This window comes from Verrucosispora sp. WMMC514, from assembly GCF_027497295.1.
Classification (GTDB): domain Bacteria; phylum Actinomycetota; class Actinomycetes; order Mycobacteriales; family Micromonosporaceae; genus Micromonospora; species Micromonospora palythoicola.
In genome coordinates, this window is sequence record NZ_CP114906.1 from 4,453,069 (window position 1) to 4,476,689 (window position 23,621).

Consider the following 23,621-nt stretch of genomic DNA (forward strand, 5'->3'; position numbering starts at 1 on the left):
GAAGACATGGTCGACCGTTCCGGCAACCGACGCACTCGGCGCTTTGACGTGCCGGCGTTGGCGGGTGCCATGGCGATCGTGGCTGGCACGGCGACCGTCGGGCTCGCCACCGCCGACGAGCAGCTGTCGGCTGCCCAGATCTGCTGGCTGGTGGCCGGCGCGGCCCTTGGGACGGTCGGCATGCTGCGCCTGGACAACCCGGGCGAAGTAAAAAAAATCGCCCAAGGTTGCTAGCTTGCACATTGCGGTATGGCTGTTTGCGGCGTGGCGACACCTACGCGAACGGGCCGTCCTGAGTGAAGGCGTACTCGGCGAAACGGGTGCCGATCCGTTGGTGGGCCTCCGGGCTCGGGTGCAGGCCGTCCGGTAGCGGAAGGTCGACGGCGTCGGTCGGGCCGTACAGGGTGGTGCCGTCGAGGTAGTGCAGGTTCTTGTCGGCGGCGCGCCGCTCGGCCAGCGAGCGCAGCTCACGCCGGATGACCTGGAGCGTCAGGCGTCCCAGCGCGACGTCCCCGGGCGTTCCGGTCGCGACGAAACGCACCTGGTCGGTGCCGATCGAGTCGGGGTCGATCGCGCCCGGTCCGGGGGTGTCCTCGTGGATGCCGCAGAACAGCGGCGAGATCAGCAGCAGCGGGACGTCCGGGTGACCGTCGCGGATGGTGTCGAGGAAGCCGTGCACGGCGGGGACGAAGGTGCGTAGCCGCATCCCGTCGAGGTTCACCACGTTGATGCCGAGCTTGACGCTTATGTAGTCGGCGGGGGCGTCGCGGATCACGCGGGCCAGGAACGGGTCGACGAACGCGCTGCCGCCCAGCCCGAGGTTGCGCAACTCGACGCCGGCCCGGCGGGCGGCGACGGCCGGCCAGGTCTCGCTGGGTGCGACGGCGTTCGACCCGTGACTGATGGAGCTGCCGTGGTGCACCCACAGCGGCAGGGTGGCGTCGTCCGGCTCGATCGGGGCGTCCGCCCGCAGGTCGACAAGTTCGACGCTCTCGTTGTGCGGCAGCCAGACCTCGATCCGGTGCCGGCCGGCGGGCAGCCCGGAGACACTTGTCGTGTGCGCCGGCCCGGGATGGAAGACGCTCTGGCCGCTGGTGAGGTCGACCTCCACCCGGTCGCCGCCGCCGAGCGGGTCGCGGAGGGCGAGGACGCCGTCGACATAGACGTCGATGCGGCCACGCGGTCGCTCGGCGCCCAGGTAGGTGATCCGGGTCGGGTGGGTCACCAGGTCGAGCGTGCTCGCCGCCGTCCGGAAGACGAGGCGTACGCCGGACGGCTGGCTCTCCATCGCGAGCAGCTGACCGTCCGGGAACTGCTGCCGTACCCAGGCCGGCAGCCGGTGCGGCCGGATGCCGCGCGGGGTCACCTCGGTCTCGGCGACGCCGCGGAGGAGACGGGCATCAGTGGTTCCCTTCGGTGGGCCAGGCGCGGAAGGCGGTGTCGAGCGCGCTCAACGCTCGCTGCCAGGAGACGTCGGAGGCGGGTTCGCGGTGCCCGAAGCTGCCGTTGACCTCAAGCGCCAGGAAGCCGTTGATGGTCGCGCCGAGCAGCCGGGTGGCGTGGACGAGTTCGGTCTCCGGCAGCCGGTAGCCACGGAGCATCGCCAGGGTCAGCGCGACCAGTCGGCCGGCCGCGTCCGACCGCACGGTCGATGCCGCCGCCGGCCGTTGCAGGGCGGCCCACCGGCCGGGGCACTGGCGGGCGTAGTCACGGTGCGCGTCGGCGAGGGCGGTGAGCGCGTCGCGCTGTGCCCGGCCACCGATGGCCACGGCGACCCGGTCGGCCAGCTCACCGAGGGCCAGTTCGTGGACGCTGTCGAGCAGTGCCGACCGGTCGCGGACGTGTGAGTAGAGACTCGCGGTCTGCACCCCGAAGTGGCGCGCCAGCGCCGACAGGGTGATCGCCTCGAATCCCTCCCGGTCGGCCAGCTCCGCCGCCGCGGTGGTGACGACCGCCCGGGTCAGGTTCGCGCGTGCCATGCCCACCACCCTACACCCTGTAGCCCCGAACCTAATTGCTTTAGGTTCGGTGGTCGGCGGGACGCACCCCGGTACGGTCATCCGGGTGATGATCCGAGCCGCGCTGGGCACCGACCTGAACGGGCTGGGGGAGCTGGCGCGGTCGCGGGACCGCGCCGAGGTGCGGCTCCAGGCCGCCCGGCGCGGCGCGGAGGAGATGCTCGTCGCCATGGCCGCCGGTCGGGTGGTGGGCGTGGTGAGCGTCCGGTGGCGGGACGGCTGCGACCCGCCGAACCCATGGCTGTACGGGCTGGCGGTGGTCGCGTCGGCTCGTCGCCGTGGCATCGGACGGGCGCTCGTCGAAGCCGGTGAAGCGGCGGGGGCGGCCCGGGGGGCCGACGCCATGAGTCTCGACGTGGACGTCGACGACGAGGCCGCCGTCTCGTTCTACGCCAGGTTGGGCTACGTGATCGTCCGACCGCACCGGCACCGCTGGCGCGCGATCGACCCGGGTACCGGCGCGGTGACCGCGGAGGGCACGGCGTCGACGTGGATCATGCGCCGTCGACTCCGTGGCATCGACTGACAGCTCCCGGCGGCTCGGCGCCGGTTGCTCCGGGTCTCAGCGCTGCCAGGTGTCGAGGGCGTCCACCGCCGCCCGCACGAAGTCGTCCACCAGAGCGGGGTCGCCGCTGGTGCCTTCCCACCCCTCGTCGTGCAGCAGGGTCACCGCGTCGGCCACCCGCACCACGGCGACCTGCGTGGTCGTCGTCTCGCCCTCGACGAGGTCGCCCGGCAGGTTCCGCGCCGGCCGTACCTGGACGACGAGCAGTCCCTCGTCGCCGGCGTCGGGCAACGGCTCGCTGCGGACCCGCACGGTGTCGCCGTTGTCGATGGTGAAGGAGGCGCAGTCGGCGAGGGTCGCCCGGAGCCGCCGGAGGTAGTCCGCCGCGCCGTCATCGGAGAAGGTGAAGATCGTCTGTGCGATCGTGCCGTACGGCACGTTGGAGGGCGGGTCGCCGGGCTGCCGGTAGCCGGTCATCATCGCGGCGCTGGCGGTGACCGACCGACCGCCGGTGCCGAACCCGTCGTCGCACAACTCGGGTACCGCGTCGGCGACGGGCATCGTGCGCGGCGGCAGCTTCCGCAACTCCGCGGGCAGTTCGAGGAAGGCCGACTTCGGGATGACCACCGTCGCGTCGGCCGTGGGGGCGGCCGTGGCCGGCTCGGTCGCGACGCTCGACGCCGACGGTGGTGGGGTGGCGGTCGAGTCCGGCTCGCCGGTGTCGGCGCCCCCGCAGCCGGCGGCGACCGCGAGGGCGCCGAGCAGTGGCAGCGCCAGCGCCCTTCTCGCCAGGCGTGTCCGCCCTGCCTCCTGGTGCACGTGCTGGCTCATCGCGTCGCCTCCACCGTCGGATTGTGGCCTCCTGCCCATCGACGCGCCCAGCAAAACAACCGGTCGGCGTGTCCCGCCCGGCACAGAGCCACCGGGACTGGCGGATCGCGGTACCCGACCGTATGTCGGGCGACCGAGGTCGGGGTGCGGGCTCCCGGCCGTTCGAGTACGTGAATCCGTGGTTTCCAATCCGTCACGCAATTTGACCGGGCGTTGCGAGGGAGTACCTCTGATGTTAGCGCGAACATCGCCGCCACCTGTGACCTCCGCCATGTTGACAATCGTCGGGCGGGCGCCGGGTCACCGGTCGCGACACCCCATTTATCCGGCCTGACCTCGCCATTCACGAGCGATCCGTGGGAGCGCTCCCGGATGCTGTCATTCCGGTCATTCAGGTCGCGATCTGAATGGTAGTGGCGACGACATTCTCCGGTAACCCCGCGCCGTGGCGTGTTCGCTACGTTCAGCACCGGCCGGCGGAAAGCCGGAAAACGATCTGGGAGTGGGAGCATGCGCAGAAAACTGATCCGGCGATTGCTCGCCGGGGTCACTGTGGGGGTGGTGCTGGCGCCGCTCGCCCCGTCGTCCGGGTTCGCATCCCCGAGCGGGGATGTGGCGTGGATGCCGTGCGAGCAGGACGCAGGCGCCCTGTGCGGCACCCTGGAGGTACCGGTCGACTGGGCCGATCCGGGCGGGCCGACCATCGAGTTGGCGCTGGCCAAGCGGCCGGCGACGGATCCGGCGGTGCGCCGGGGGTCGCTGCTGGTGAACCCGGGCGGTCCGGGCGGCTCCGGTGTCGACTCGGCGCTGTGGGCCAGCTACGGCGACGAACTGCGTCGTCATTTCGACATCGTCGGATTCGATCCACGCGGGGTGGCCCGCAGTTCACCGATCATGTGCACTCTCGACCGGATCAACGATTTGCCGGTCGAGCCGATCAAAACATCCAGCGCATTTTCCCGGATGGTCTCGGCGAGCCGCGCGTTGGCCGACGACTGCCGCGCCAACAGTGGGCCGGTATTCGATCACGTGGACACGCTCCAGGTGATCCAGGACATCGACGCGATACGTGCGGCCGTCGGTGACGCCAAGCTGAACTTTCTCGGAATGTCATACGGCACCTTGATGGCCCAGCAGTACGCGGAAATGTATCCGGACCGCGTCGGCGCCATTGTGGCCGACAGCGTGATGGATCACAGCCAGGACGCGCGTGGGTTCGCCGTCACCCAGGCGGCCACCGGGCAGGATTCGTTCAACGAGTTCGTGGCGGGCTGCTCCCGGTTGCCGCAGTGTGCCCTGTACGGCCGCGACATCCGCCAGTTCTGGCAGCGGCTGCTCGACCGCGCCGCCCGGGGCGAACTGCCGGATCCGGACGACCACAGCTACAAGATCACCCAGCGGGATCTGGTCAACTTCGTGTTGGGCAATCTCAACTACCAGCCGTACTGGCTGGAGATCGCCGCCGAGCTGGAGCGGGTCGACGCGGGACGGCCGTGGGGGACGTCGGCGACGGCGGCCCGGGAGGTCGCCGACGAGCCGCCGATCGTGGTGCCCTTCGCGTACCAGGCGGTGCTCTGCCAGGACTGGAACCTGAAGGCGCGGGACGTCACCCAGTGGCGGTCCATCCTCGCCGAGGCCCAGCGCGCCGCACCGGACCTGCCGAACCCGCCCCGGGCGTCGGTCGGCGCGATCTGCCTGGGCTGGCCGACCCCGGCGAACAACCCGCAGCGGCGGATCAACCCGACGAACGGGTCGAAACTGCTGCTGGTCAACTCGCTGCACGATCCGGCGACCGGCTACAACTGGGCGCTCGGTGCCGCCGACCAGTTCGGTGACCACGCCGAACTGCTCACCTACGAGGGCTGGGGACACATCGTGTACGGCCGCGTGAGCTGCGCGGACGGGGCCATCGAGACGTACCTGATCGACCGGGTCGTGCCGGCGGAGGGTACTCGTTGTGCCGCCGCCCCACCGCCGGGCACGACGTCGGCCCGTGGTCGGGCGCCGAGTCAGGAGTCCGGCCCCGCCGCCCAGCCGCCGGTGCCGCTGCGCGGTGCCCCGTCGCTGCCGACCTGGCTGTTCTGAACTGTCGGGTCGGGGGTAGTCGGTTCGCCGAGGCGGGCCAGCCACCCCCGACCCGGTCGGTGCACCGAGGCCGGAAGGCGTCAGGGCAGTTCGTGGATGGTGACCGGGCCGGCGGTGTATCGGACCGGGGCGAGCCGGGCCAGGTCCGCGGAGACCGGTCCGGCGTTGGTGTCGGCGAGCAACCAGCGCACCCGGTGGGTGTCGCGGAGCCGGGCCAGGTCGGTGGGGGTGGGATCGGTGAAGACCTGTTCGTTGAGGGCGAACAGCGCCGGGTCGGGTGCGGGTTGTCGGGGGTAGCCGTGTCCGTCGCGGCCGTGGGCGGCGACGACATCGTCGGCGTACGCCCAACTCTCGACCAGCGCGCGCCGGCCGCCCAGGCCGGTGACCCAGTAGGCGCGGGCGTCGCAGTTCGGCGTGGTGCGTACGGGTCGGCAGTGCACGTTGGTGGCGACCCGGTCGTCGGGGCCGGTGTGTTCCCGCAGCCAGAGTGCGGCCCGCATCTCGTTCTCGGACACCACGAGCTGCTGGTTGACGGTGCCGAGCGGGTCCGCGTTGGCGAGCAGGTGCCGCACCGGAATCTCCACTCCGGTGGCGATGCTGGCGCCGAGCAGTGCCGTGACCGTCCCGGCCAGCGCCGACCTGCCGAGCAGCGTGGCCCGCGCCGGGCGGCCCAGCCGGCGAACCAGGGCGGCGCGGCGGGCGGTGACGGCGGCCCGGGGCCACGTGAGGAGCAGCGCCTCCACCGCGACGGCGAGCAGTGCGGCCAGGCCGATCAGGGCGGCGTACCGGGCAGCCGACCAGCCGAGCGTCGTCATCCAGTCGTTGGCGTTGGCGACGCGTACCGACTCGACGGCCCGCTCCGCCCGGGTCAGCGCGGGCGGCGACCCGAGCGGCGGGGCGAGCAGTTGGGCGAGCAGGCCGAGGAGACCGGTGGCCACGAGCACCGGCCACCGCACCCGGATCCGGGCGAGCAGCCAGCAGGCGAGCAGCGCACCGAACGGGATGACGGGTAGCCAGAAGTAGATCTGGCTGGCGGAGGGGTGGTAGGTCAGCCAGGCCACCGTGAGGCCGGCGGCGACCGCACCGGTGAACAACCAGGCGACCGGATCGCGTCGGGCCGGTGTGGCCAGCAGCAGCCCGCCAGCCAGTCGGGGTGTCTGCCGCAGCAGCCACGAGCCGACCAGAGCCGCCGCGAGCAGCCACGCGGCCGTCCCGTCCGCCTCGGCCAGGCCCGGCGGCAGCAGCCCGCCGAACTGGGCGCCTTCGTCCGCACCGTAGGTCTGTTGATAGGGCACCAGGAGCCGGATCAGCCCGAGAGGCTGGGCCCGCAGGGTGCCCGCGCCGCCACCGGCGAACAGCCGGTAGCCGACGGCCATGGCGGCGACCAGCGATGCCAGCACCGCGAACACCCGCCACGGCACCCGACGACGGCGGATCCAGGCGGCCAGCGCGGCGAGCCCGAGGCCGGCGATCAGGGGCGGCAGGGCGCTGGACTTGGCACCCGCGCAGGCCAGGCCGAGCGCCGGAACCAGTACCCAGGCCGGGCCTAGGGCCCGCCCGCGCAGCACCTGGACACAGACGGCGGCGAGCAGCATCAGCAGCGGCAGCGCGTACGTCTGAGAGAGACTGCCGTACGACAGCGCGCGGGTCCACGGAATGTCCAGCGGCGAGCCGAACGTGGGTGAGGCGCCGAGATACCCCACGGCGGCGGCTAGCGGACCGACCCACCACGGTCCGGCCAGTTCGCGGACCAGCGCGGCGGCGACCAGCGCGGCGACCCAGGCGACCGGCACCACCCACAGGTGCAGCAACACCGTGGCCGGCGGCACGCCGGTGATCATGCTGGCGCTGGCGATGTGCGCGTCGGACAGGTAGTGGTAGCGCAGCGGCTCCCCGGCCAGGTGTGGCAGCTGGAAGGGCATGTCCCGGGTGAGTTCGTGCACCAGACCGAGGTGGTAGAGCAGATCCTGGTAGTAGGCGTAGTCCGCCGGAGGCAGCGGCAACGACCGCCAGTTGGCGTATCCCCACACGGCGATGAGCAGCAGCACCGCGCAGATCGCCCAGTGCCAGGCCAGTGGTAGCCGCCGGCCGGATCCGGTGCGCCAGTGCCGGCGCAGCCGGGGCACGGCCAGGAAGACCACGACCACCGGCAGCGGCCACCAGCGCAGCAGGTGCTGGCCTCCGGTGCCGGCGGCGAGCGCCCAGGCGGCCAGTTCGAGCAGCAGGCCGGTGGCCGCGCCGTAGCCGAGATCCTCGGGCAGGTTGCCCCGGCTGCCGCGCAACGCCCGGTGCACCAGTGTCCCCGGCAGCACCACCGCCAACGTCCAGTAGGCCCCGAACGCCCCGACCTCGGCCACCGGGATGCCGCCGTCCCACCACACGATCGGCAGCACGGCGAGCACGACCAGCCAGGGCAGCAGCGTGGCGGACCGACGTAGCGCGTCCGGGCCACGGGCGGGTGCGGCCGCGTCGGCCCTCGGTGCCGCCGTGGCCTGCGCGGGTGCCGGATCCGGCCCCGCCGGTCCCCGACCGGGCGGTGCCGCCGTGGACACGGCGGACGGTTGCGAGTGGGCGGCGGGCAGCGGTGACTCAGCCACGGACGGCAGCGACCGGACGTGCGTCGGCCGTCCGGTGCTCGGCCCCGGTGGGCCGGTCGTCGGCGGTGTCGGACCCGACGTGGAAGGTCGGCCGGTTCTGCACGGCGGCGTAGATCCGGCCGACGTACTCACCGAGCAGGCCCAGGCAGACCAACTGGACCCCGCCGAGCAGCAGCACCGCGACGAACAGGGACGTCCAGCCGGGGATGGTCACCCCGCGCAGGTGCCCGACGACGCCGAAGGCCATCAGTAGCAGGCAGGCCAGGAAGCTACCCGTGCCCAGCCAGGTGGCCAGCCGCAACGGCGCGGCGGAGAAGTTCGCGACGCTGTCCCAGGCCAGCGCGATCATCCGGGGCAGTGGGTACTTCGTCTGGCCGGCGTGCCGGGCCTCGCGTACGTAGCGGACCTCGGCGCTGGGGAAGCCGAGGGCCGGGATCAGCAGCCGGTAGACCGGGTTGCGTTCCGGCAGCCGACGCAGCGTCTGCACCACCTCCCGGCTGACCATCCGGAAGTCGCCCGCCTGGGCCGGCACCTCCGCGCCGACGATCCGCCGCATCAGCCGGTAGTAGATCCGCGCGGTGTGCCGCTTGAAGAAGGTGTCGGTGCTCCGGTCGGCGCGTACCCCGTACACCACGGCGGCGCCCGCCCGCGCCAACCGCAACATCTCGGCGATCGTCTCCGGTGGATCCTGGAGATCGGCGTCGAGGCTGACCACCCACCGCCCGCGGGCCCGGTGCAGGCCGGCGGTCAGCGCCGCCTGATGGCCGCTGTTGCGTCGCAACCGGACGACGCGCAGCTGCGGCCAGTCCCGTGCCTGCGCGGTGAGCAGCGCCACCGTCGCGTCTCGGCTGCCGTCGTCGACGGCCACCACCTCGTAGTCGACGTGCAGGTCGTCGAGCACCGGCCGGAGCCGGGCGACGAGGCCGTCGATCACGGCCTCCTCGTTGTACATCGGCACGACCACGGACAGGGTCGTCTCTCCGGTCACGTCGGATCGCATTGTCTGCCGGCCCCGTCCCACGCAGAGTCCACTTCAGGAGCGCCCGCACAAAGCGAGCAAGCGGTCACCCTTCCCCGGGAAGTTGACTCCCGCCCGGCGCTGGCGTTAACGGCCGGCGAATCCCGCCTGCCGCGTGGATGGTCGGGCCGTCATGTCGGGCCGGGCCGGGCGGTCGTTCCGTGCCGCACACCGTCGGTGTGCGGCACGGACGCCCGGCAGGTTCTCGCCGGCCGGCTCAGGCGGGGGCCGGAACGGCGCCGAGGGCGCGACCGGCCTCCCGGGCGGCCTGCAGGGCCTCGGCGTGCATCTTCGCGGCCTGGTCGGCGAACGAGTCGAGGGCGGGGTTGACGCCGACGAGGGTGAACTCGCGTTCGACGACGGTGAGGTCGGCTCCCCAGCAGTCGGCGATGATCCGGCGCAGGTACGGCGTGGCGTGGTCCCAGCCCTCCCGGGGGGTGCCACCCCCGTACGCTCCGCCCCGGACCGTGACCAGCACGACCCGCTTGCCGGCGAGGAACGGCTTGCCGAATGCGCGCTGGTCGGTGCTGACCAGGTCGACGTAGGTCTTGAAGTGCTGTGAGACGCCGTAGTTGTACAGCGGCACGGCGAACAGGATGGCGTCGGCGGCGAGCAGCTCGTCCACCAGGGTCGCGGCGAGGGCGACGGCCGCGCGCTGCTCGGCGGTGTGCTCCTCGGGCGCGGTCGTCCCGGCGGCGACCGCTGCCGCCCAGGCGGTGGCGGGCAGCGCGTCGACGCCGATGTGGCGACGTTCGATCGGGTCACCGGGGTGAGCGGCGAGCCACTCCGCTTCGACGATGTCCGCGATCTCGCGACTCGCGGACCCGTGGGTACGGATGCTGGCGTCCAGTCGGAACAGGGTCACGACAACTCCAAGATAGGTTGGGTTCAAGCTTGAAGTCGACGATAGGGGCAGTGAGGTTCAAGGTTGAAGTGAATGCGAGATGGCTCACCTCCCGCCGCGCGGTCGGCGGCTAGGCTGGGCAGCATGCCGGAGGAACCCCGGTGGTTGAACGAGTGCGAGCGCGAGGCCTGGCTCGCCCTGGCCAGCCTCATGTTCAAGCTGCCCGGCGCGCTCGACGCGCAACTGCTACGCGACCACAACCTCACGCTGTTCGACTACTTCGTGCTCAGCGGCCTGTCCATGGCACCCGGGCGCACCCTGCGGCTCAGCGCCCTGGCCAGCCAGATCAACAGCTCGCTGTCCCGGCTGTCGAACGTCGTCAAGCGTCTTGAGCAGCGAGGTCTGCTGCGTCGTGAGCCCGACCCGGAGAACCCCCGCTACAACCGGGCGGTGCTGACCGGGGCCGGGTGGGATCTCGTGGTCGCCGCGGCGCCGGGGCATGTCGCGGCGGTACGCCGGTTCGTCATCGACGGGCTCACCGAGGAACAGGTCACCGCGCTGCGGGAGGTCGCCTGTCGGGTGACGCACCAGATCGACGAGGCGGCGCAGTTGCCGCGGTAGCTCAGCTGTCGGGCCCGTCCGCCTCGATCGCCGTGTCCAGCAGGGGGGCCAGCGTCTGCCAGTTGGCGCGGGTGGCGGCGACCGCACCCTCGACGTCACCGGCCGCGCACCGCGCGATGATCCGCTCGTGTTGCGCGACGGAGCCACGGCCGCTCAGCGAGGCGAAGCGGAGTCGTTCCAGCCGCCGCAGCGCGGGCGTGAACTGGTCGAGCACCGACCGCAGCGCCGCGTTCGCCGAGGCGCCCACCAGGACGCCGTGGAATTCGTCGTCCGCCGCGACGGCCGCGTCCACGTCGTCGTCCCGCAGCGCCTGCGCGAACCGGGCGTTCGTCGCCCGCATGGCGTCCAGTTCGGCGGTGGACAGGTTCGGCAGTGCCTCGCGCACCGCCAGCTCGTGCATCGCCGTGGTCACCGACTGGGCGCCACGCAGTGCCCGCAGGTCCAGCGGGCTGACCATGGTGTAACGGCCCGGCCTCGTCCGGACCAGGCCCGCCTCCTCGAGCCGGGTCAGCGCCTCGCGCACCGGCGTGCGGCTGACCCCGAGCCACTGGGCGAGATCGCCGTCGTTGAGCCGCTCACCAGGGGCCAGCGTCCCGTTCACGATCGCGTCGCGGATCGCCCGGAAGGCGTCGTCGCGCAGCAGTGACCGGGCGACGACGCCGGCGCGGGCAGGAATCGGCATGCAACATATTGCACATTTCCACCGCGCCGGCTGTCAACCGCCTCGTGTGCTGTCGTGGGCGGTCATGGTGTCCTGGCGGCCGGGTTCCTCGCGCAGGACGGCGGCGTGCAGCCAGGTCTCCGGGATGGCGAAGCCGTCCACAAGCGTTCGCATGTGCGGACGCAACTCCTTGAGCAGGCCGTTCACCACGGCGGTGATCGCCTTCGAGCGGACCGGGGTGAGTCGGCCGTGCTCCAGCAGCCATCCCTTGTGGGACTCGATGACGCTGAGGGCGTACAGGTCGCAGACGCGGGAGAGTAGCGCCCGGACCGCCGGGTCCGCGGTGTCCTCGATGCCGGCGACGAACGCCTCCAGGGTGATCCGGTCGATGTGCGCTGCGGCGGCGGTGAGGACGTGGTCCTGGACGTCGTTGAAGATGTCGAACGGGCGGTCCCGCTTGCTGGCCGCGCCGTTGCGCAGACGGCGGATCGCCCCTTCGAGCAGGTGCTTCTCGCGGTCGTCGAAGATCTTGAGATGCCAGCCCCGGTCGGTGACGGCGACCTCCTCGTCGCGGCCGGGTACGGCGCTGATCAGTTGCTGGATCAGCGACCGGGCGGCGGAGCGTTCGAGCACCATCTCCCGAACCTGCTCGGCGACGAAGGAGGCACGTCCCCAGCCGTCCAGCGAGCCGAACTCGTCCCGGTACCCGGTCAGCAGCCCCTTCGCGACCAGTTGCAGCAGGACCGTGTTGTCGCCTTCGAACGTGGTGAAGACGTCGGTGTCGGCGCGCAGGCCCGGCAACCGGTTCTCGGCCAGGTAGCCGGCGCCGCCGCACGCCTCGCGACACAGCTGGATGGTGCGCGCGGCGTGCCAGGTCTGCGCGGCCTTGAGCCCGGCGGCGCGGGACTCCAACTCCCGCTGCCGCCGCTCGTCGACCGGGCCGTCTCCGCCCTGCACCTCGTGCACCGCCGCGACCAGTTCGGCCTGGGCGAAGTGCAGTGCGTAGGTGGTGGCCAGGGCGGGCAGCAACTTGCGCTGGTGGGCCAGGTAGTCGTTGAGCAGCACCTCCCGCTCGGCGTCGGGGGTGCTGAACTGGCGGCGGATGTCGCCGTACCGGACCGCGATGGTCAACGCCGACTTGGTGGCCGCCGACGCGGCGCCACCCACACTGACCCGGCCCCGGACCAGGGTGCCGAGCATGGTGAAGAAGCGCCGCGAGTCGTTCTCGATCGGGCTGGAGTACGTGCCGTCCTCGGCGACCTGGCCGTAACGGTCCAGCAGCATGTCCCGGGGCACCGTGACGTGGTCGAAGCTCAGTCGCCCGTTGTCCACGCCGAGCAGGCCGGCCTTGGGCCCGGCGTCGCCGATGGTCACGCCGGGTAGCGGGTTGCCCCGCTCGTCGCGGATCGGCACCAACCACGCGTGTACGCCATGCCGCTGCCCGTTGGTCACCAACTGCGCGAAGACGACCGCCATCCGCCCGTCCCGGGCGGCGTTGCCGATGTAGTCCTTGCGGGCCGCCTCGTGCGGGGTGTGCAGGTCGAAGGTCTGCGTTTCGGGGTCGTACGTGCAGGTGGTGCGCAGCTGCTGGACATCGGAGCCGTGCCCGGTCTCGGTCATCGCGAAGCAGCCCAGGATCCGGCCGGAGATGATGTCCCGAAGGTAGGCGTCGTGGTGGCGACGGGTGCCCAGGGCCGCGACCGCGCCGCCGAACAGGCCCCACTGCACGCCGGCCTTGACCATCAGCGAGAGGTCCACCTGGGCCAGCATCTCGGTGGCGATGATCGAGCCGCCGACGTCGGATCCACCGCCGTACTGGGTGGGAAAGGCCGAGGCGATGCCCAGCTTCACCGGAAGCTCGCCGAGCAGCCGGGTGACCCGCTCGCGCGCCTGGTCGCCGGTCTCGCCGTACACCGGGAGGAAGCGCTCGTCGAGGTGCCTGCGGTGCGCGTTGCGGATCTCGGCCCACGGTCCGTCGAGCACGTCCTGCAGGCGGGTGAGGTCGACGGGGCCGGGTACGGGACTGGGCATGGCTACCTCGCAGGACGCTGGTTGGGTACAGCTCGTACCCAGCCAAGGGTACCGAGCCGCTACAGTGATCCGGTGAGCAATGCGTTGGTGAAACGGGACACCATCGCCGCCCGCCGTGCCGGTGGCATCCCGCAGGAGCGGGCCCGGCGGCGGCAGGTGATCGTGGAGGCCGCGGTCCGCGTCATCGAGGAACACGGCACCGACGCCGGGCTCGGCACGGTGGCCGACCGGGCCGGGCTGCCCAGACCGCACGTGTACCGTCATTTCGCCAGCAAGGACGACCTCGATCAGGCCGTGGCGCGGTACGCCGCCCGCCAGGTGAGCGCCTGGATCCGCCCGTCGCTGTCGGCTCCGGGCACCCCGCCGGAGGTGGTGCACGGCGTCATCGGCCGGGTGTTGAGCTGGGCGGTGGCCCACCCCAACCTCTACCGGTTCCGGGCCCGCCTCGGCACCGCGCACGCCGTTCCCGAGATCACCGAGGCGGCCGTCGCCAACCTGCGCGCCGCGGGGCACGAGGCGCATCTGCCCGCGTACGTGGTGGCCAGCGTCGTCGGCATGGTCGACGCCGGCATCATCTGGTGGTTCGACCACCGGGACGAGGTCGAGCCGGACCAGCTCAACGACTGGCTCGCCGCCCAGGTGTGGCGGGTCGTCGCGGAGGTAACGACCTGAGTGTCTCCGGCAGCGCCCTGGTGTGCAGGATGACCAGTTCGGCGACGGCCGGGGTCAGGGCCACGTAGAGCCGGCTCATGCCGCGAGGCTCGGCGGCGACGATGTCGGCGGGTTCCACCAGCACCACCCGGTCGTACTCCAGTCCCGTGACCTGGCTGACCGGGATCGCCCCGAGTGGGTCGGCGCTCGCGTCCGCGGCGATGACCGCGCCGGTTTCCTCGGCTTGACCCGGGGATGAGCTGGAGGTGGCCCTCCGGGATCAGCCCTGGTCACCCCGCCCGGTCTGCTGCTGCAACTGGTCGATCAACTTCGCCGCCTCGGCCTTGGTGAGGTCGTCCGGCACGCTCTCGCCCGCCTCGCGGGCCAGGGTCCGCAGGTAGGACTCCTGCGCCGCCGTCGTCGGCTCGTCGCCGGTCACCCACTCGTCCGGATCCTTCACCGCGGCCTGCGGATCATGCTTCTCGGTCATCTCGTACACCCTTCCTCTCGAACGGGTGTGCCATTACCCGGCTCGGTGGTCACCCATTCCTCCCGGCCCGGTCCCGGAGACCCTCGGTAATCCAGATCGGTTACCGGCTCCGTTGACGGGACTTCGCCGTCCGCCGAGCGGGCGCCCTTGCGGCCGGGCGCTGCCGCTGGCGCAGGGCGCACCGAGACGCCGACCCGCACCGTCAGACCGGCACCCGCCGCTCCCACCACGGACGAACCGTCACGGGCTCGCTGCGCAGCAGTCGGCGGTGCAGGTCCTGCAGCCGGTGACCCGGCTCGACGCCGAGCCGGTCGGCGAGGGTGTCCCGGGCGTCCTGGAACGCGGTGAGCGCCTCCGCCCGCCCGGAGGTCTGCCCGAGCGCGACGAGCAGCAGTTCCCAGAGCCGCTCCCGCACCGGATGCTCCACGAGCATCCAGCGCAACTCGGCCACCACGTCCTCCACGTCGCCCAGGAGCAGACGGAGGCCGGTCACCTCCTCCAGCACGTTCTGACGCAGCTCGGTCAACCGGATCCGTTCGGCCTCGGCCAGCGGGCCGGTGGCCTCGTGCAGGGCCTGCCCGGACCAGTGCGCCAGGCCACGCTGGAACAGGTGGAGCGACTGCGCCAGCTCGGCCCGGGACAGGGCGGCGCGGGCCGCCCGGACGTCACGCTCGAAGCGGACGACGTCCACCGCCTCCGGCGGTACGTCCAGGGTGTACCCAGGACGGGTGGAGCGCAGCACCCGGGCGAGTGCCGGGCGGCGGTCGGGCGGTTCCAGCACCCGGCGCAGCCGGCCGATGTAGGTGTGCACCATGTTCTCCACCGAGTCGGGTCGGCGGCCCACCCAGATGGCGTCGACGATCTGGGCCACGGACATCACCATGCCGCTGCGCATCGCCAGCACCGCCAGCACCTCACGTTGTCGTGGGGTGCCCAGATACAGATCGGTGTCCACCCGGCGGGCCTGGATCGGGCCGAGCAGGAGTATTGACAGGTCATCGTGCGGCATCGGAGTTTTCTCCCCCACCCAGTCGGGCCGGGTGTCACGACCCGGCTCCGGCACTTGTTCGGTGTCGACGGCTGCGGCATTCCCCACCTACCGGTCCTTCGGGACGTGGGGCAATCGCAATCCACTAAGAAAATTGACGGGGAAATTCTCTGTGCAGCGACCAAGTTAGCTACCGGGCCAGCCCTACCGCAAGGGTTGCCTTACGTGGTCGAGGTTGCCTCCAGCATCGGTCCAGGAAAGACCTCGCAGCAATGGATAGCGTCCGACATGCCCAATCTGAACTTTTCGCCCACACCTTGCGGCGCTTGGTCACAACCTCGCGCGCGGACTGCGGTTTTCCCGGGAAGCTGCTCGCTTCCGGCGGCCTCACCGGACAACCGCACGTCAACTTTTCGGCGGTTCCGGAAATCGTTTCTTTCGCCTGTGGCGATCTAAATTCGTCCGGTCGGCCATTGACGACAATCCGGAGAGCCTCTTCTACTTCATGCGTTACCCGGCCTGATACCGGACGTGCTGACCACCAGCAGAGCCGGAGCGGCGCTCCGCCCGTCTACCTGCTCGTCGGGCCCGCGCCGGTGACGTTCAGCGCGAGCGAGTAGACCGAGGTGGTGGCCGTCACGAACAGCACGTTGCGCTTGCGGCCACCGAAGGTCAGGTTCGAGCAGATCTCCGGTAGCCGGAGTTTGCCGAGCAGCGTGCCCTCCTGGTCGAAGCAGTGCAGGCCGTCGTGGGCGGCGACCCACAGCCGGCCCTCCCGGTCGAGTCGGATCCCGTCGAACGAGCCGGCATCACACTCGGCGAGCACGCCACGGTCGCGCAGCGTCCAGTCGGGGCCCACGTCGAAGTGGCGGAGGTGTCGACGCCGGGTGTCGACGATGAACAGTCGCCGTTCGTCCGCCGAGAACGCGAGACCGTTGGGTCGCAGGAAGTCGTCGGCGACCCGCTCGACCCGGCCGTCCGGCGAGCAGCGGTAGACGTGGCAGCCGTCCAGTTCCGGATCCGCCCGGTACCCCTCGTAGTCACTGTCGATGCCGTAGCTCGGATCGGTGAACCACAACGCGCCGTCGCTGGTCTCGACGACGTCGTTCGGGCTGTTGAACCGCTTGCCCCGCCACCGGTCCGCCACGACGGTCAACGACCCGTCGGGCTCGGTACGGGTCACCCGACGGTGGCCGTGCTCGCACGTCACGACCCGGCCGAGGCGGTCGATGGTACGGCCGTTGGGGTGACCGGCGGGCGTCTGGAAGACGTCGCACCGGCCGGTGACCTCGTCCCACCGCAACACCCGGTCGTTGGGGATGTCACTGAACAGCAGGCAGCGCCACGCGGGGGAGTACGCCGGCCCTTCCAGCCAACGCCCGCCGTCGAACAGCCGCTGCATCACGTGGTCACCGCTGACCGCCCGGAACCGTTCGTCCAGGACCTCCCACCGGGTGGCGGTGCGCTCGACCGGGCTCATCGTGCTCCCTCGCCGCCCGAGGCGAGCCGGGCGAAGACCGTCGCCTCCCGCTCGAGGAGCCGCCGGGTGCGCCTGCCGTACAGCAGCTGGACCAGGCGGGCTGCCGGGCCGTCCCAGTCGATGCTCAGCCGCAGGCGGGTCGAGGAGCCCTCCGGACGCAGCTCGTGGCTCGCCGTGGTCCGGACGCCCGGCGTACGGGCCTGCCAGGTGAAGCCGGCCCCGGGTCGCCAGTCGGTTATCTCGTACCTGGCGGTGGCCAGCCCCGGCTGGCGGATCCGAAAGCGGCTGCCGACCGTCACCGGACCGGCGCCGTCGATGCGGGTGATCTCGTCGATGGTGGGCAGCAATTCGGCCCAACGGTCGACGTCGCTCACGGTCCGCCAGACGGTGGCGGGATCGGCGGCCACGTGCTGTTCGACGGCAATCGTCATGTACCGGATGGTACGGCGGTGTGCGGTGTGCGCCCCACGAGGGTGGTGGCGACCCGGCGGACGGGTCCGGTCCGGGTCGCCACCACGGTGGTCAGCCGTTGTCGATCAGACTCGCGATCTCGTTGTAGATGAGATGTGCCTTGGCGCCCTGGTTGGACGGGCAGCCGCCGAGGTGGTGCAGGGCGATCACCCGGTGGCTGCTGTTCAGCACCGGTGAGCCCGAGTTGCCACCGGAGGTGTCGCAGCTGTAGCTGATGTTCCAGGTGTTGTAGTTGGCGTTGCGCACGGTGCAGCGCGCCCCGTTCTGGGTGTTCTCGAAGATGGACAGCCGCTTCGGGCTGCCGTCACCGTGCCCCGGGATGTACATCTGCGTCCCGGTGGTGGTGGCGGAGGTCGCCAGGTAGAGCGTGCCGAAGCCCTGGATGGCGGCGAAGTTGTTCACCGAGAACAGGGCGTAGTCGAGCTGGCTGGAGCCACCACTGCTCACCCGGTAGAGCGTCGCGCCGCTCACCTTCGTGCCGGGGCCCGGGTTCGCGCCGCCGCAGGTGGCGCACTGGTAGTTGAACTGCATCTCGCTGCCGCTGACCGCGGCCTGGGTCGAGAAGCAGTGCTTGTTGGTCAGCATGCGGTTGGTGTTGCCGACCCGCCAGGTGGTGCACATCCCGCCGCCGCTGATCAGCAGCCGGGCCACCGCGTTGCCCCGGGCGTACTCGGTGGGGTGGCTGCTCTGGTAGCAGACCACGTCGCGGCGGGCGTCGGTGCTGCACACCGACTGAGTGGAGAAGTTGTACTGGCCGATCTCCGTGCGGTCGTAGCCGCGCCAGAACCGGTCGACGGTCGCGGCGCTGCCCCGGGAGGAGCGGTTGCCGTGCAGCGTCACCACCGCCGTGTCGCCCTCCACCGACATCGCCCAGAAGCCCGGCCGGCCGTCGGTGGTGTAGTCCGCGCCGGTGGCCCGGTTCAGGTGACGGTCGTACCGGTAGCTCTCCCGGCCGTCCGGGCTCGACACGGTGACGTACTCGCCGGGAGCCAGCCGCAGCGAGCTGAAGTGCACCTTGATGTACGTCGCGCCGGGGTGCTTGATGATCTGGGTCCGGCCGTCGCGGGCGGACGACAACGAACCGCCGACGGTGCGCAGTTCACCGACGGTCGTCACACCCTCGGCCGAGAACTGGTCCGATTCGGGTGCCCGCTCGGACACTGGCGTGATCGGCTGCGCGGATTGTGCCGCGGCGGGGGCCGACAGCAGGGTCAGTCCGAGGGTGCAGGTGGCGAGTGTGACGGTCACCGTGCGTAGACGGCGCAGGACAGGTTTCATCGTCGCTCCTCCCAGGAAGCGGAACCTGAACGATTCCTAAGCTTTCATACCGAAGCTGATCGATACATGCAAGATAATCAATGAGTAATACCGCCTCTCGGCCCTTCTGTTGACGTGACGCCGACCTGGGTACTGGAGGCACATGTTCGAGGGCTTCACCGACGAGCGGGTCGACGTGGGCGAGGTGGAACTGCGCGTCCGGCACGCCGGTCGCGGTCCCGCCGTCCTGCTCGTCCACGGACATCCGCGTACCGGATCGACCTGGCACCGGGTCGCCCCGAGGCTGGTGGATCGCGGGTTCGCCGTGGTCTGTCCCGACATGCGGGGCTACGGCCAGTCCGGCAAGGCGCGGATCCTGCCGGATCACTCCCAGCAGTCCAAGCGCGTGGTGGCGGCGGACATGGTCCGACTCATGCACACACTCGGCCACTCGACGTTCGCCGCCGTCGGGCACGATCGCGGTTGTTACGTGGCGCTCCGCCTGGCGCTCGACCATCCCGACACCGTCAGCCGGCTGGTGGTCATCGACGGCGTACCCATCAGCGAGGCCCTCGCCAGGTGCGACGCGACGTTCGCCCGGAGCTGGTACCACTGGTTCTTCTTCGCCCAGCCGGACAAGCCGGAACGGGCCATCGGCGCCGACCCCGACGCCTGGTACGGCGACAAGGCGCGACCGGACCGGATGGGAATCGACAACCACCGGGAGTTCCGGCAGGCTATCCACGACCCGGCGACGGTACGGGCGATGCTGGAGGACTACCGCGCCGGCCTCGGGGTCGACCGGGCGCACGAGGAGGCCGACCGGCGGGATGGTCGTACGGTCCGGTGCCCCACCCTGCTGCTCTGGTCGACCCGGGACGACCTGGAGGATCTCTACGGCGACCCGCTCGCCGTCTGGCGTCCCTGGGCCGACGATCTGCGCGGCCATCCGATCGAGTCCGGGCACCACGTCGCCGAGGAGAACCCCGAGGGCCTGACCGCCGCCCTGTGCCAATTCCTCGCCTGACCGCCGCGCCGCCACCACGCGTCGCCGGTCAGGGCTGGTGCGGCGGCACCGGCGTGGGCCACTCTTGCAGTCAGGCTTGATGCATCGACACCTGTCACCACCTCACCTGGTGCCGAGACCGTCCGGCAGACCCGCCGGACGTGCCCGAACCCCGTCGGGCACCCGCATCCTGCGGATGTGAAGGAGCGCCATGAAACCGTCCCTCCGGGTCCTCGCGGCGGTGGTCGTCCTCGCGGCCCCGCTGGCCCTGACCGCCCCTGTGCAGGCGGCGAACACTCTCACCATGCGCGGCGCGGACGTCTCCTCGCTGCAACGCAGCCTCGACCTCGGCGCCCGCTACTACAACGCCTCCGGAGCGCCGGCCGACCCCTACGACATCCTCGCCTCGAAGGGCGTCAACTACCTGCGGCTGCGCGTCTGGAACAACCCGGCCAGCGGCTACAACAACAAGGCCAAGGTGCTTCAGCAGGCCAGGACGATCAAAGCCAAGGGTTTCAAGCTGCTGATCGACTTCCACTACTCGGACACCTGGGCGGATCCGGGCAAGCAGCATCCGCCGGCGGCCTGGGCCAACCATTCGCTGAGCCAGTTGCAGGCCGACGTCTACAACTACACCTACGACGTGTGCAGCGCACTCAAGGCGCAGGGCACCACGCCGGACGCGGTGCAGATCGGCAACGAGATCAACGTCGGGATGCTCTGGCCCGCCGGCCAGGTGGTCAACAACGACTTCGCCCCGCTGGCGAGCCTGCTCAAGCGGGGCTACCAGGCCACCAAGGCGTGCCACGGCGGCACCCAGGTGTGGATCCACACGGCGAACGCGGACAGCAACGCCAACGCTCGCTGGTTCTACGACGGGATCCGGGCGCAGGGTGTCCCGTGGGACGTCACCGCCCTGTCCTACTACTGCATGTGGCACGGCACCCTGGCCAACCTGTACAACGTGATCGCCGACGTGCGGTCGCGCTACGGCAAGCCGGTGGTGATCGCCGAGACCGCGTACCCGTTCACCACCGCCGACGCCGACCACCAACCGAACGTGATCTCGGGTACCGAGCGCTGCGACAACATCCCGGCCACCTGGTCCGGGCAGGCGCAGCAGTTCAGTTGGGTGCAGAACACCGCGCGCAACGCCGGTGCGGTCGGTGTCTTCTACTGGGAGCCGACCTGGCACGCGGTGCGCGGCAACGGGTGGGATCCGGCAGACATCAACGGAACCGGTAACGGCTGGGACAACATGGCCGTCTTCGACTGGTTCGGGCGGGTGAACCCGCACCTGTACTGGACGCCGTGACCGTCGTCCGGGCCCGGGAGTCGCCACCGGGTCCGGTCGGAAAGCCGTGCCGGGGCCCTCGCGTGGTCCCGGAGTCGGGGCTCGGAGCAGAGCCAATCAATAGACCTCTGTCGTTTGACGTATGACGACGTTAACGCTAACTTCGCTGTCACGGGCGGGTGTTGTGGCTGCCGGGAGCCCGATTCTCCGCCGTGGTCCCGCGCCGGCCGGCTGCGACCGTGGGCACGTCGTCCTGCCGGCCGGCGACTCCGGTGACCGGATCTTTCGCACCACCCCACCGTGCTGACGCCACCACCTGACGCCGGCACATCCCCAGGGCATCCACGGTTGCTCGTGGATGACCCCGATCGAAGGAGTGGACCATGAAGGCCATCGGTGAGGCTCGTCCCGCCTCTCCACCCAGACGCCGCTGGCGGTCGGGGCTGGCCGCGGCGGCCGCCGCGGTGCTGGCGGCGAGCGCGCTCGTGGCGGTGAACGCGGCGCCCGCCGCGGCGGCGACCGTGGACCCGAATGCCTGGTACGTGTTGGTCAACCGCAACAGTGGTAAGGCGTTGGACGTGTACGGTCTGGCGACCAACGACGGTGCGCGGATCAGCCAGTGGACCCGTAACGACGGCGCCAATCAGCAGTGGCAGTTCGTGGACTCCGGCGGCGGCTACTACCGGTTGAAGTCCCGGCACTCGGGCAAGGTCCTCGACGTGCACAACTGGTCGACCGCCGACGGCGGGGCGATCGTGCAGTGGTCGGATCACAACGGCACCAACCAGCAGTTCCGGTTGGCCGACTCGGACGGTGGTCATGTCCGGTTGATCAGCCGGCACAGCAACAAGGTCGTCGAGGTGCAAGGTGCCTCCACCGCGGACGGCGCGAACATCGTGCAGTACGCCGACTGGAACGGCGCCAACCAGCAGTGGCAACTGGCCCGGGTCGACGGCGGGGGCGGCCCCACGTCGCCACCACCCACCGGTGATCCGGGCGCGGGATGCGGCCGGACGCCGACGCTGGGCAACGGTACGCACACCATCCAGAGTGGCGGCCAGAGTCGCACCTTCATCCTGCGGCTCCCCGCGAACTACAACAGCAACACCCGATACCGGTTGATGTTCGCGTTCCACTGGCGCGGCGGCACCATGCAGGAGATCTCCTCCGGCGGCACCAGCGGGAGCGCCTGGTCCTACTACGGCCAGCAGGAGCAGTCGAACAACAGCGCGATCCTGGTCGCGCCGCAGGGGCTCGGTAACGGCTGGGGCAACGCCGGCGGCGAGGACGTCACCTTCGTCGACGACATGATCCGTCGGATCGAGAGCGACCTGTGCGTCAACCCGAGGCAGCGCTTCGCCCTCGGCTTCAGCTGGGGCGGTGGCATGAGCTACGCCCTCGCCTGCGCCCGGGCGACCGTCTTCCGGGCGGTCGCCGTGATCGCCGGTGCGCAGATCAGCGGTTGCAGTGGCGGTACCCAGCCGATCGCGTACTTCGGTCTGCACGGCATCTCGGACAACGTCCTCAGCATCGGCCAGGGCCGAGGGCTGCGCGACACCTTCGTCCGCAACAACGGGTGCAACGCCCAGAACCCGCCGGAGCCGGCAGCGGGCAGCCGTACGCACATCACCACGGCCTACTCCGGCTGCCGGGCCGGCTACCCGGTGCAGTGGGCGGCCTTCGACAACGGGCACATGCCCGGGCCGGTGGACGGGACGTACGCCGAGAGTGGCATCACCACCTGGACCAAGGGTGAGATCTGGCGCTTCTTCGCCCAGTTCTCCTGACCGGGCCGAGGGCGACGGCGGGACTCGGCCTCCTGGCGGCAGTGGGAGCCAGGAGGTCGGGCCCGTCGGCCCGGCGTGTCCCGGGTCAGCGTTGCAGGCGGTCCGGCTTGCCCGAGCCGCTGCGGCGGACCACCCAGGCCTCGGTGATGTGGGTGAACATCGCCGCCGCGGCCCCTTCCGGGTCGTGGGCGGCGATCATCTCGTAAACACGTCGATGTCCACGGTTGGAGGCGACGCAGAGCGACCGCTCGGTGCGGCCGGTGTACCGCGCCGTGTTCACGACCTGACTCTCCAGCGCCTGCACGACGCCACGAGCGATGCGGTTCCCGGACGCCTGCATGACGGTGTCGTGAAAGGCACGGTCGAGTTCGTGGTAGGCCACGGTGTCGCCGACGAGCTCGTCCATCCGGTCGACCAGGGCGCGCAGGCGGTCCACGGTCTCCTCATCGGCGACCCGGGCGGCGACGTGTGCCATGTCGGACTCCAGCAGCCGCCGGGTCACCACCACGTCGTCGAGGATGGCGAGGCTGTCGTCCTCGGCGATGGTGGCCGCGAGGACGAGCTCGTCGAGCATGTCCCAGTTCGAGGGCGGGGTGACCATGGTGCCGGCACCCTGACGGACCTGCACCAGACCCTTCTCCTGGAGGATCTTCACCGCCTCCCGGACGACCGTTCGACTGACGGAGAAGGTCTCACAGAGCACCGGCTCGGGAGGCAGCGCGGTGCCGGACGGATGCACCCCGCGAACGATGCGTTCCACCAGCTCGGCGGTGACCGCCGTGGCGAGGTTGGTGGGGCGGCGCGACCAGGTCGGGGCGGCCAGCTTCTCCAGGGCCGTCTCCTGCGATGGCGTCATGTCCCCCTCCGATTGGCTCGTCGTACCACGACGTCCAGGGCCAGTGTACGGCTGACTGTTGACGTCAGACGTCATACGAGTTACGTTCTTGATCACGTTGGCTGCGGCAGGCCGTCAGCCACTCCCTTCA

At 70.9% G+C, this 23,621-nt stretch carries 22 protein-coding genes and 2 pseudogenes; 8 read left to right on the forward strand and 16 right to left on the reverse strand.

All coding sequences use genetic code 11. The features are described from left to right. Window positions 1–6: 6 nt before the first annotated feature. A complete protein-coding gene (locus tag O7597_RS20805) occupies window positions 7–234 on the forward strand; it encodes a hypothetical protein (RefSeq protein WP_281580464.1) in 228 nt (75 codons plus the stop codon). Window positions 235–274: 40 nt separating this feature from the next. Here O7597_RS20805 and O7597_RS31810 read toward each other — a convergent pair whose 3' ends face one another. The 3 genes and pseudogenes from O7597_RS31810 to O7597_RS20815 all read right to left on the reverse strand — a co-directional run bounded on the left by O7597_RS31810 (window position 275) and on the right by O7597_RS20815 (window position 1,979). After that, a complete protein-coding gene (locus O7597_RS31810) occupies window positions 275–922 on the reverse strand; it encodes a GDSL-type esterase/lipase family protein (RefSeq protein WP_348650809.1) in 648 nt (215 codons plus the stop codon). 78 nt (window positions 923–1,000) lie between these two features. Then, window positions 1,001–1,375 (reverse strand): annotated as a pseudogene (locus O7597_RS31815) (lipase); the annotation flags it as partial. Window positions 1,376–1,400: 25 nt separating this feature from the next. Further along, the gene (locus O7597_RS20815) at window positions 1,401–1,979 is read right to left on the reverse strand and encodes a TetR/AcrR family transcriptional regulator (RefSeq protein ID WP_281580466.1); all 579 of its coding nucleotides are present in this window, start codon (window positions 1,977–1,979) and stop codon (window positions 1,401–1,403) included. A gap of 88 nt (window positions 1,980–2,067) precedes the next feature. On the opposite strand from O7597_RS20815, the gene O7597_RS20820 reads away from it, so the two are divergent. After that, window positions 2,068–2,544 carry a GNAT family N-acetyltransferase gene (locus O7597_RS20820; protein WP_281583289.1) on the forward strand — a complete coding sequence of 159 codons (477 nt, stop codon included), beginning with the start codon at window positions 2,068–2,070 and terminating at the stop codon, window positions 2,542–2,544. Window positions 2,545–2,580: 36 nt separating this feature from the next. Here the strand turns inward: O7597_RS20820 and O7597_RS20825 are convergent, their stop codons facing one another. After that, window positions 2,581–3,354 carry a hypothetical protein gene (locus O7597_RS20825; RefSeq protein WP_281580467.1) on the reverse strand — a complete coding sequence of 258 codons (774 nt, stop codon included), beginning with the start codon at window positions 3,352–3,354 and terminating at the stop codon, window positions 2,581–2,583. A gap of 510 nt (window positions 3,355–3,864) precedes the next feature. Between O7597_RS20825 and O7597_RS20830 the strand changes: the two genes are divergently transcribed. After that, window positions 3,865–5,439 (forward strand): alpha/beta hydrolase, encoded by a 1,575-nt coding sequence (locus O7597_RS20830; RefSeq protein ID WP_281580468.1) that lies wholly within the window; start codon window positions 3,865–3,867, stop codon window positions 5,437–5,439. Between the two features lie 80 nt (window positions 5,440–5,519). Here O7597_RS20830 and O7597_RS20835 read toward each other — a convergent pair whose 3' ends face one another. From O7597_RS20835 to O7597_RS20845, 3 genes are all read right to left on the reverse strand, one after another. Next, window positions 5,520–8,036, reverse strand: coding sequence for a hypothetical protein (locus tag O7597_RS20835; RefSeq protein ID WP_281580469.1), 2,517 nt, complete (start codon window positions 8,034–8,036; stop codon window positions 5,520–5,522). Further along, window positions 8,029–9,024 carry a glycosyltransferase family 2 protein gene (locus tag O7597_RS20840; protein ID WP_269739075.1) on the reverse strand — a complete coding sequence of 332 codons (996 nt, stop codon included), beginning with the start codon at window positions 9,022–9,024 and terminating at the stop codon, window positions 8,029–8,031. The genes O7597_RS20835 and O7597_RS20840 overlap by 8 nt, the downstream gene beginning before the upstream one ends. Before the next feature lie 247 nt (window positions 9,025–9,271). After that, window positions 9,272–9,919: an NAD(P)H-dependent oxidoreductase gene (locus O7597_RS20845; protein WP_269739074.1), complete on the reverse strand. Its 648-nt coding sequence runs from the start codon at window positions 9,917–9,919 to the stop codon at window positions 9,272–9,274. A 123-nt stretch (window positions 9,920–10,042) separates the two neighbouring features. Between O7597_RS20845 and O7597_RS20850 the strand changes: the two genes are divergently transcribed. Next, window positions 10,043–10,519 carry a MarR family transcriptional regulator gene (locus O7597_RS20850; RefSeq protein ID WP_269739073.1) on the forward strand — a complete coding sequence of 159 codons (477 nt, stop codon included), beginning with the start codon at window positions 10,043–10,045 and terminating at the stop codon, window positions 10,517–10,519. A 1-nt stretch (window position 10,520) separates the two neighbouring features. Here the strand turns inward: O7597_RS20850 and O7597_RS20855 are convergent, their stop codons facing one another. After that, entirely contained in the window at window positions 10,521–11,201 is a 681-nt protein-coding gene (locus O7597_RS20855) for a GntR family transcriptional regulator (protein ID WP_269739072.1), read from the reverse strand. A gap of 33 nt (window positions 11,202–11,234) precedes the next feature. Further along, entirely contained in the window at window positions 11,235–13,211 is a 1,977-nt protein-coding gene (locus tag O7597_RS20860) for an acyl-CoA dehydrogenase (protein ID WP_269739071.1), read from the reverse strand. A 72-nt stretch (window positions 13,212–13,283) separates the two neighbouring features. Between O7597_RS20860 and O7597_RS20865 the strand changes: the two genes are divergently transcribed. Continuing rightward, on the forward strand, window positions 13,284–13,883 hold the full coding sequence (locus O7597_RS20865) for a TetR/AcrR family transcriptional regulator (protein WP_269739070.1): 600 nt from the start codon (window positions 13,284–13,286) through the stop codon (window positions 13,881–13,883). Here O7597_RS20865 and O7597_RS20870 read toward each other — a convergent pair. From O7597_RS20870 to O7597_RS20895, 6 genes and pseudogenes are all read right to left on the reverse strand, one after another. Next, window positions 13,828–14,028 (reverse strand): annotated as a pseudogene (locus O7597_RS20870) (hypothetical protein); the annotation flags it as partial. The gene O7597_RS20865 and the pseudogene O7597_RS20870 overlap by 56 nt on opposite strands. Window positions 14,029–14,142: 114 nt before the next feature. Then, window positions 14,143–14,352 carry a DUF3072 domain-containing protein gene (locus O7597_RS20875; RefSeq protein ID WP_269739069.1) on the reverse strand — a complete coding sequence of 70 codons (210 nt, stop codon included), beginning with the start codon at window positions 14,350–14,352 and terminating at the stop codon, window positions 14,143–14,145. A gap of 202 nt (window positions 14,353–14,554) precedes the next feature. Next, window positions 14,555–15,361: an AfsR/SARP family transcriptional regulator gene (locus O7597_RS20880; protein WP_281580470.1), complete on the reverse strand. Its 807-nt coding sequence runs from the start codon at window positions 15,359–15,361 to the stop codon at window positions 14,555–14,557. Between the two features lie 550 nt (window positions 15,362–15,911). Continuing rightward, entirely contained in the window at window positions 15,912–16,820 is a 909-nt protein-coding gene (locus O7597_RS20885; RefSeq protein WP_281580471.1) for an SMP-30/gluconolactonase/LRE family protein, read from the reverse strand. Next, window positions 16,817–17,251 (reverse strand): SRPBCC family protein, encoded by a 435-nt coding sequence (locus tag O7597_RS20890; RefSeq protein WP_269739066.1) that lies wholly within the window; start codon window positions 17,249–17,251, stop codon window positions 16,817–16,819. The genes O7597_RS20885 and O7597_RS20890 overlap by 4 nt, the downstream gene beginning before the upstream one ends. 91 nt (window positions 17,252–17,342) lie before the next feature. Beyond that, entirely contained in the window at window positions 17,343–18,569 is a 1,227-nt protein-coding gene (locus O7597_RS20895) for a serine protease (RefSeq protein WP_269739065.1), read from the reverse strand. Between the two features lie 142 nt (window positions 18,570–18,711). Between O7597_RS20895 and O7597_RS20900 the strand changes: the two genes are divergently transcribed. The 3 genes from O7597_RS20900 to O7597_RS20910 all read left to right on the forward strand — a co-directional run bounded on the left by O7597_RS20900 (window position 18,712) and on the right by O7597_RS20910 (window position 22,635). Next, window positions 18,712–19,575, forward strand: coding sequence for an alpha/beta hydrolase (locus tag O7597_RS20900; protein WP_281580472.1), 864 nt, complete (start codon window positions 18,712–18,714; stop codon window positions 19,573–19,575). A gap of 190 nt (window positions 19,576–19,765) precedes the next feature. Then, a complete protein-coding gene (locus O7597_RS20905) occupies window positions 19,766–20,869 on the forward strand; it encodes a glycosyl hydrolase 53 family protein (RefSeq protein WP_281580473.1) in 1,104 nt (367 codons plus the stop codon). A gap of 362 nt (window positions 20,870–21,231) precedes the next feature. Then, window positions 21,232–22,635, forward strand: coding sequence for an RICIN domain-containing protein (locus O7597_RS20910; protein ID WP_281580474.1), 1,404 nt, complete (start codon window positions 21,232–21,234; stop codon window positions 22,633–22,635). An 85-nt stretch (window positions 22,636–22,720) separates the two neighbouring features. Here O7597_RS20910 and O7597_RS20915 read toward each other — a convergent pair whose 3' ends face one another. Then, the gene (locus O7597_RS20915; RefSeq protein WP_269739061.1) at window positions 22,721–23,491 is read right to left on the reverse strand and encodes a FadR/GntR family transcriptional regulator; all 771 of its coding nucleotides are present in this window, start codon (window positions 23,489–23,491) and stop codon (window positions 22,721–22,723) included. Between the last annotated feature and the right edge of the window lie 130 nt (window positions 23,492–23,621).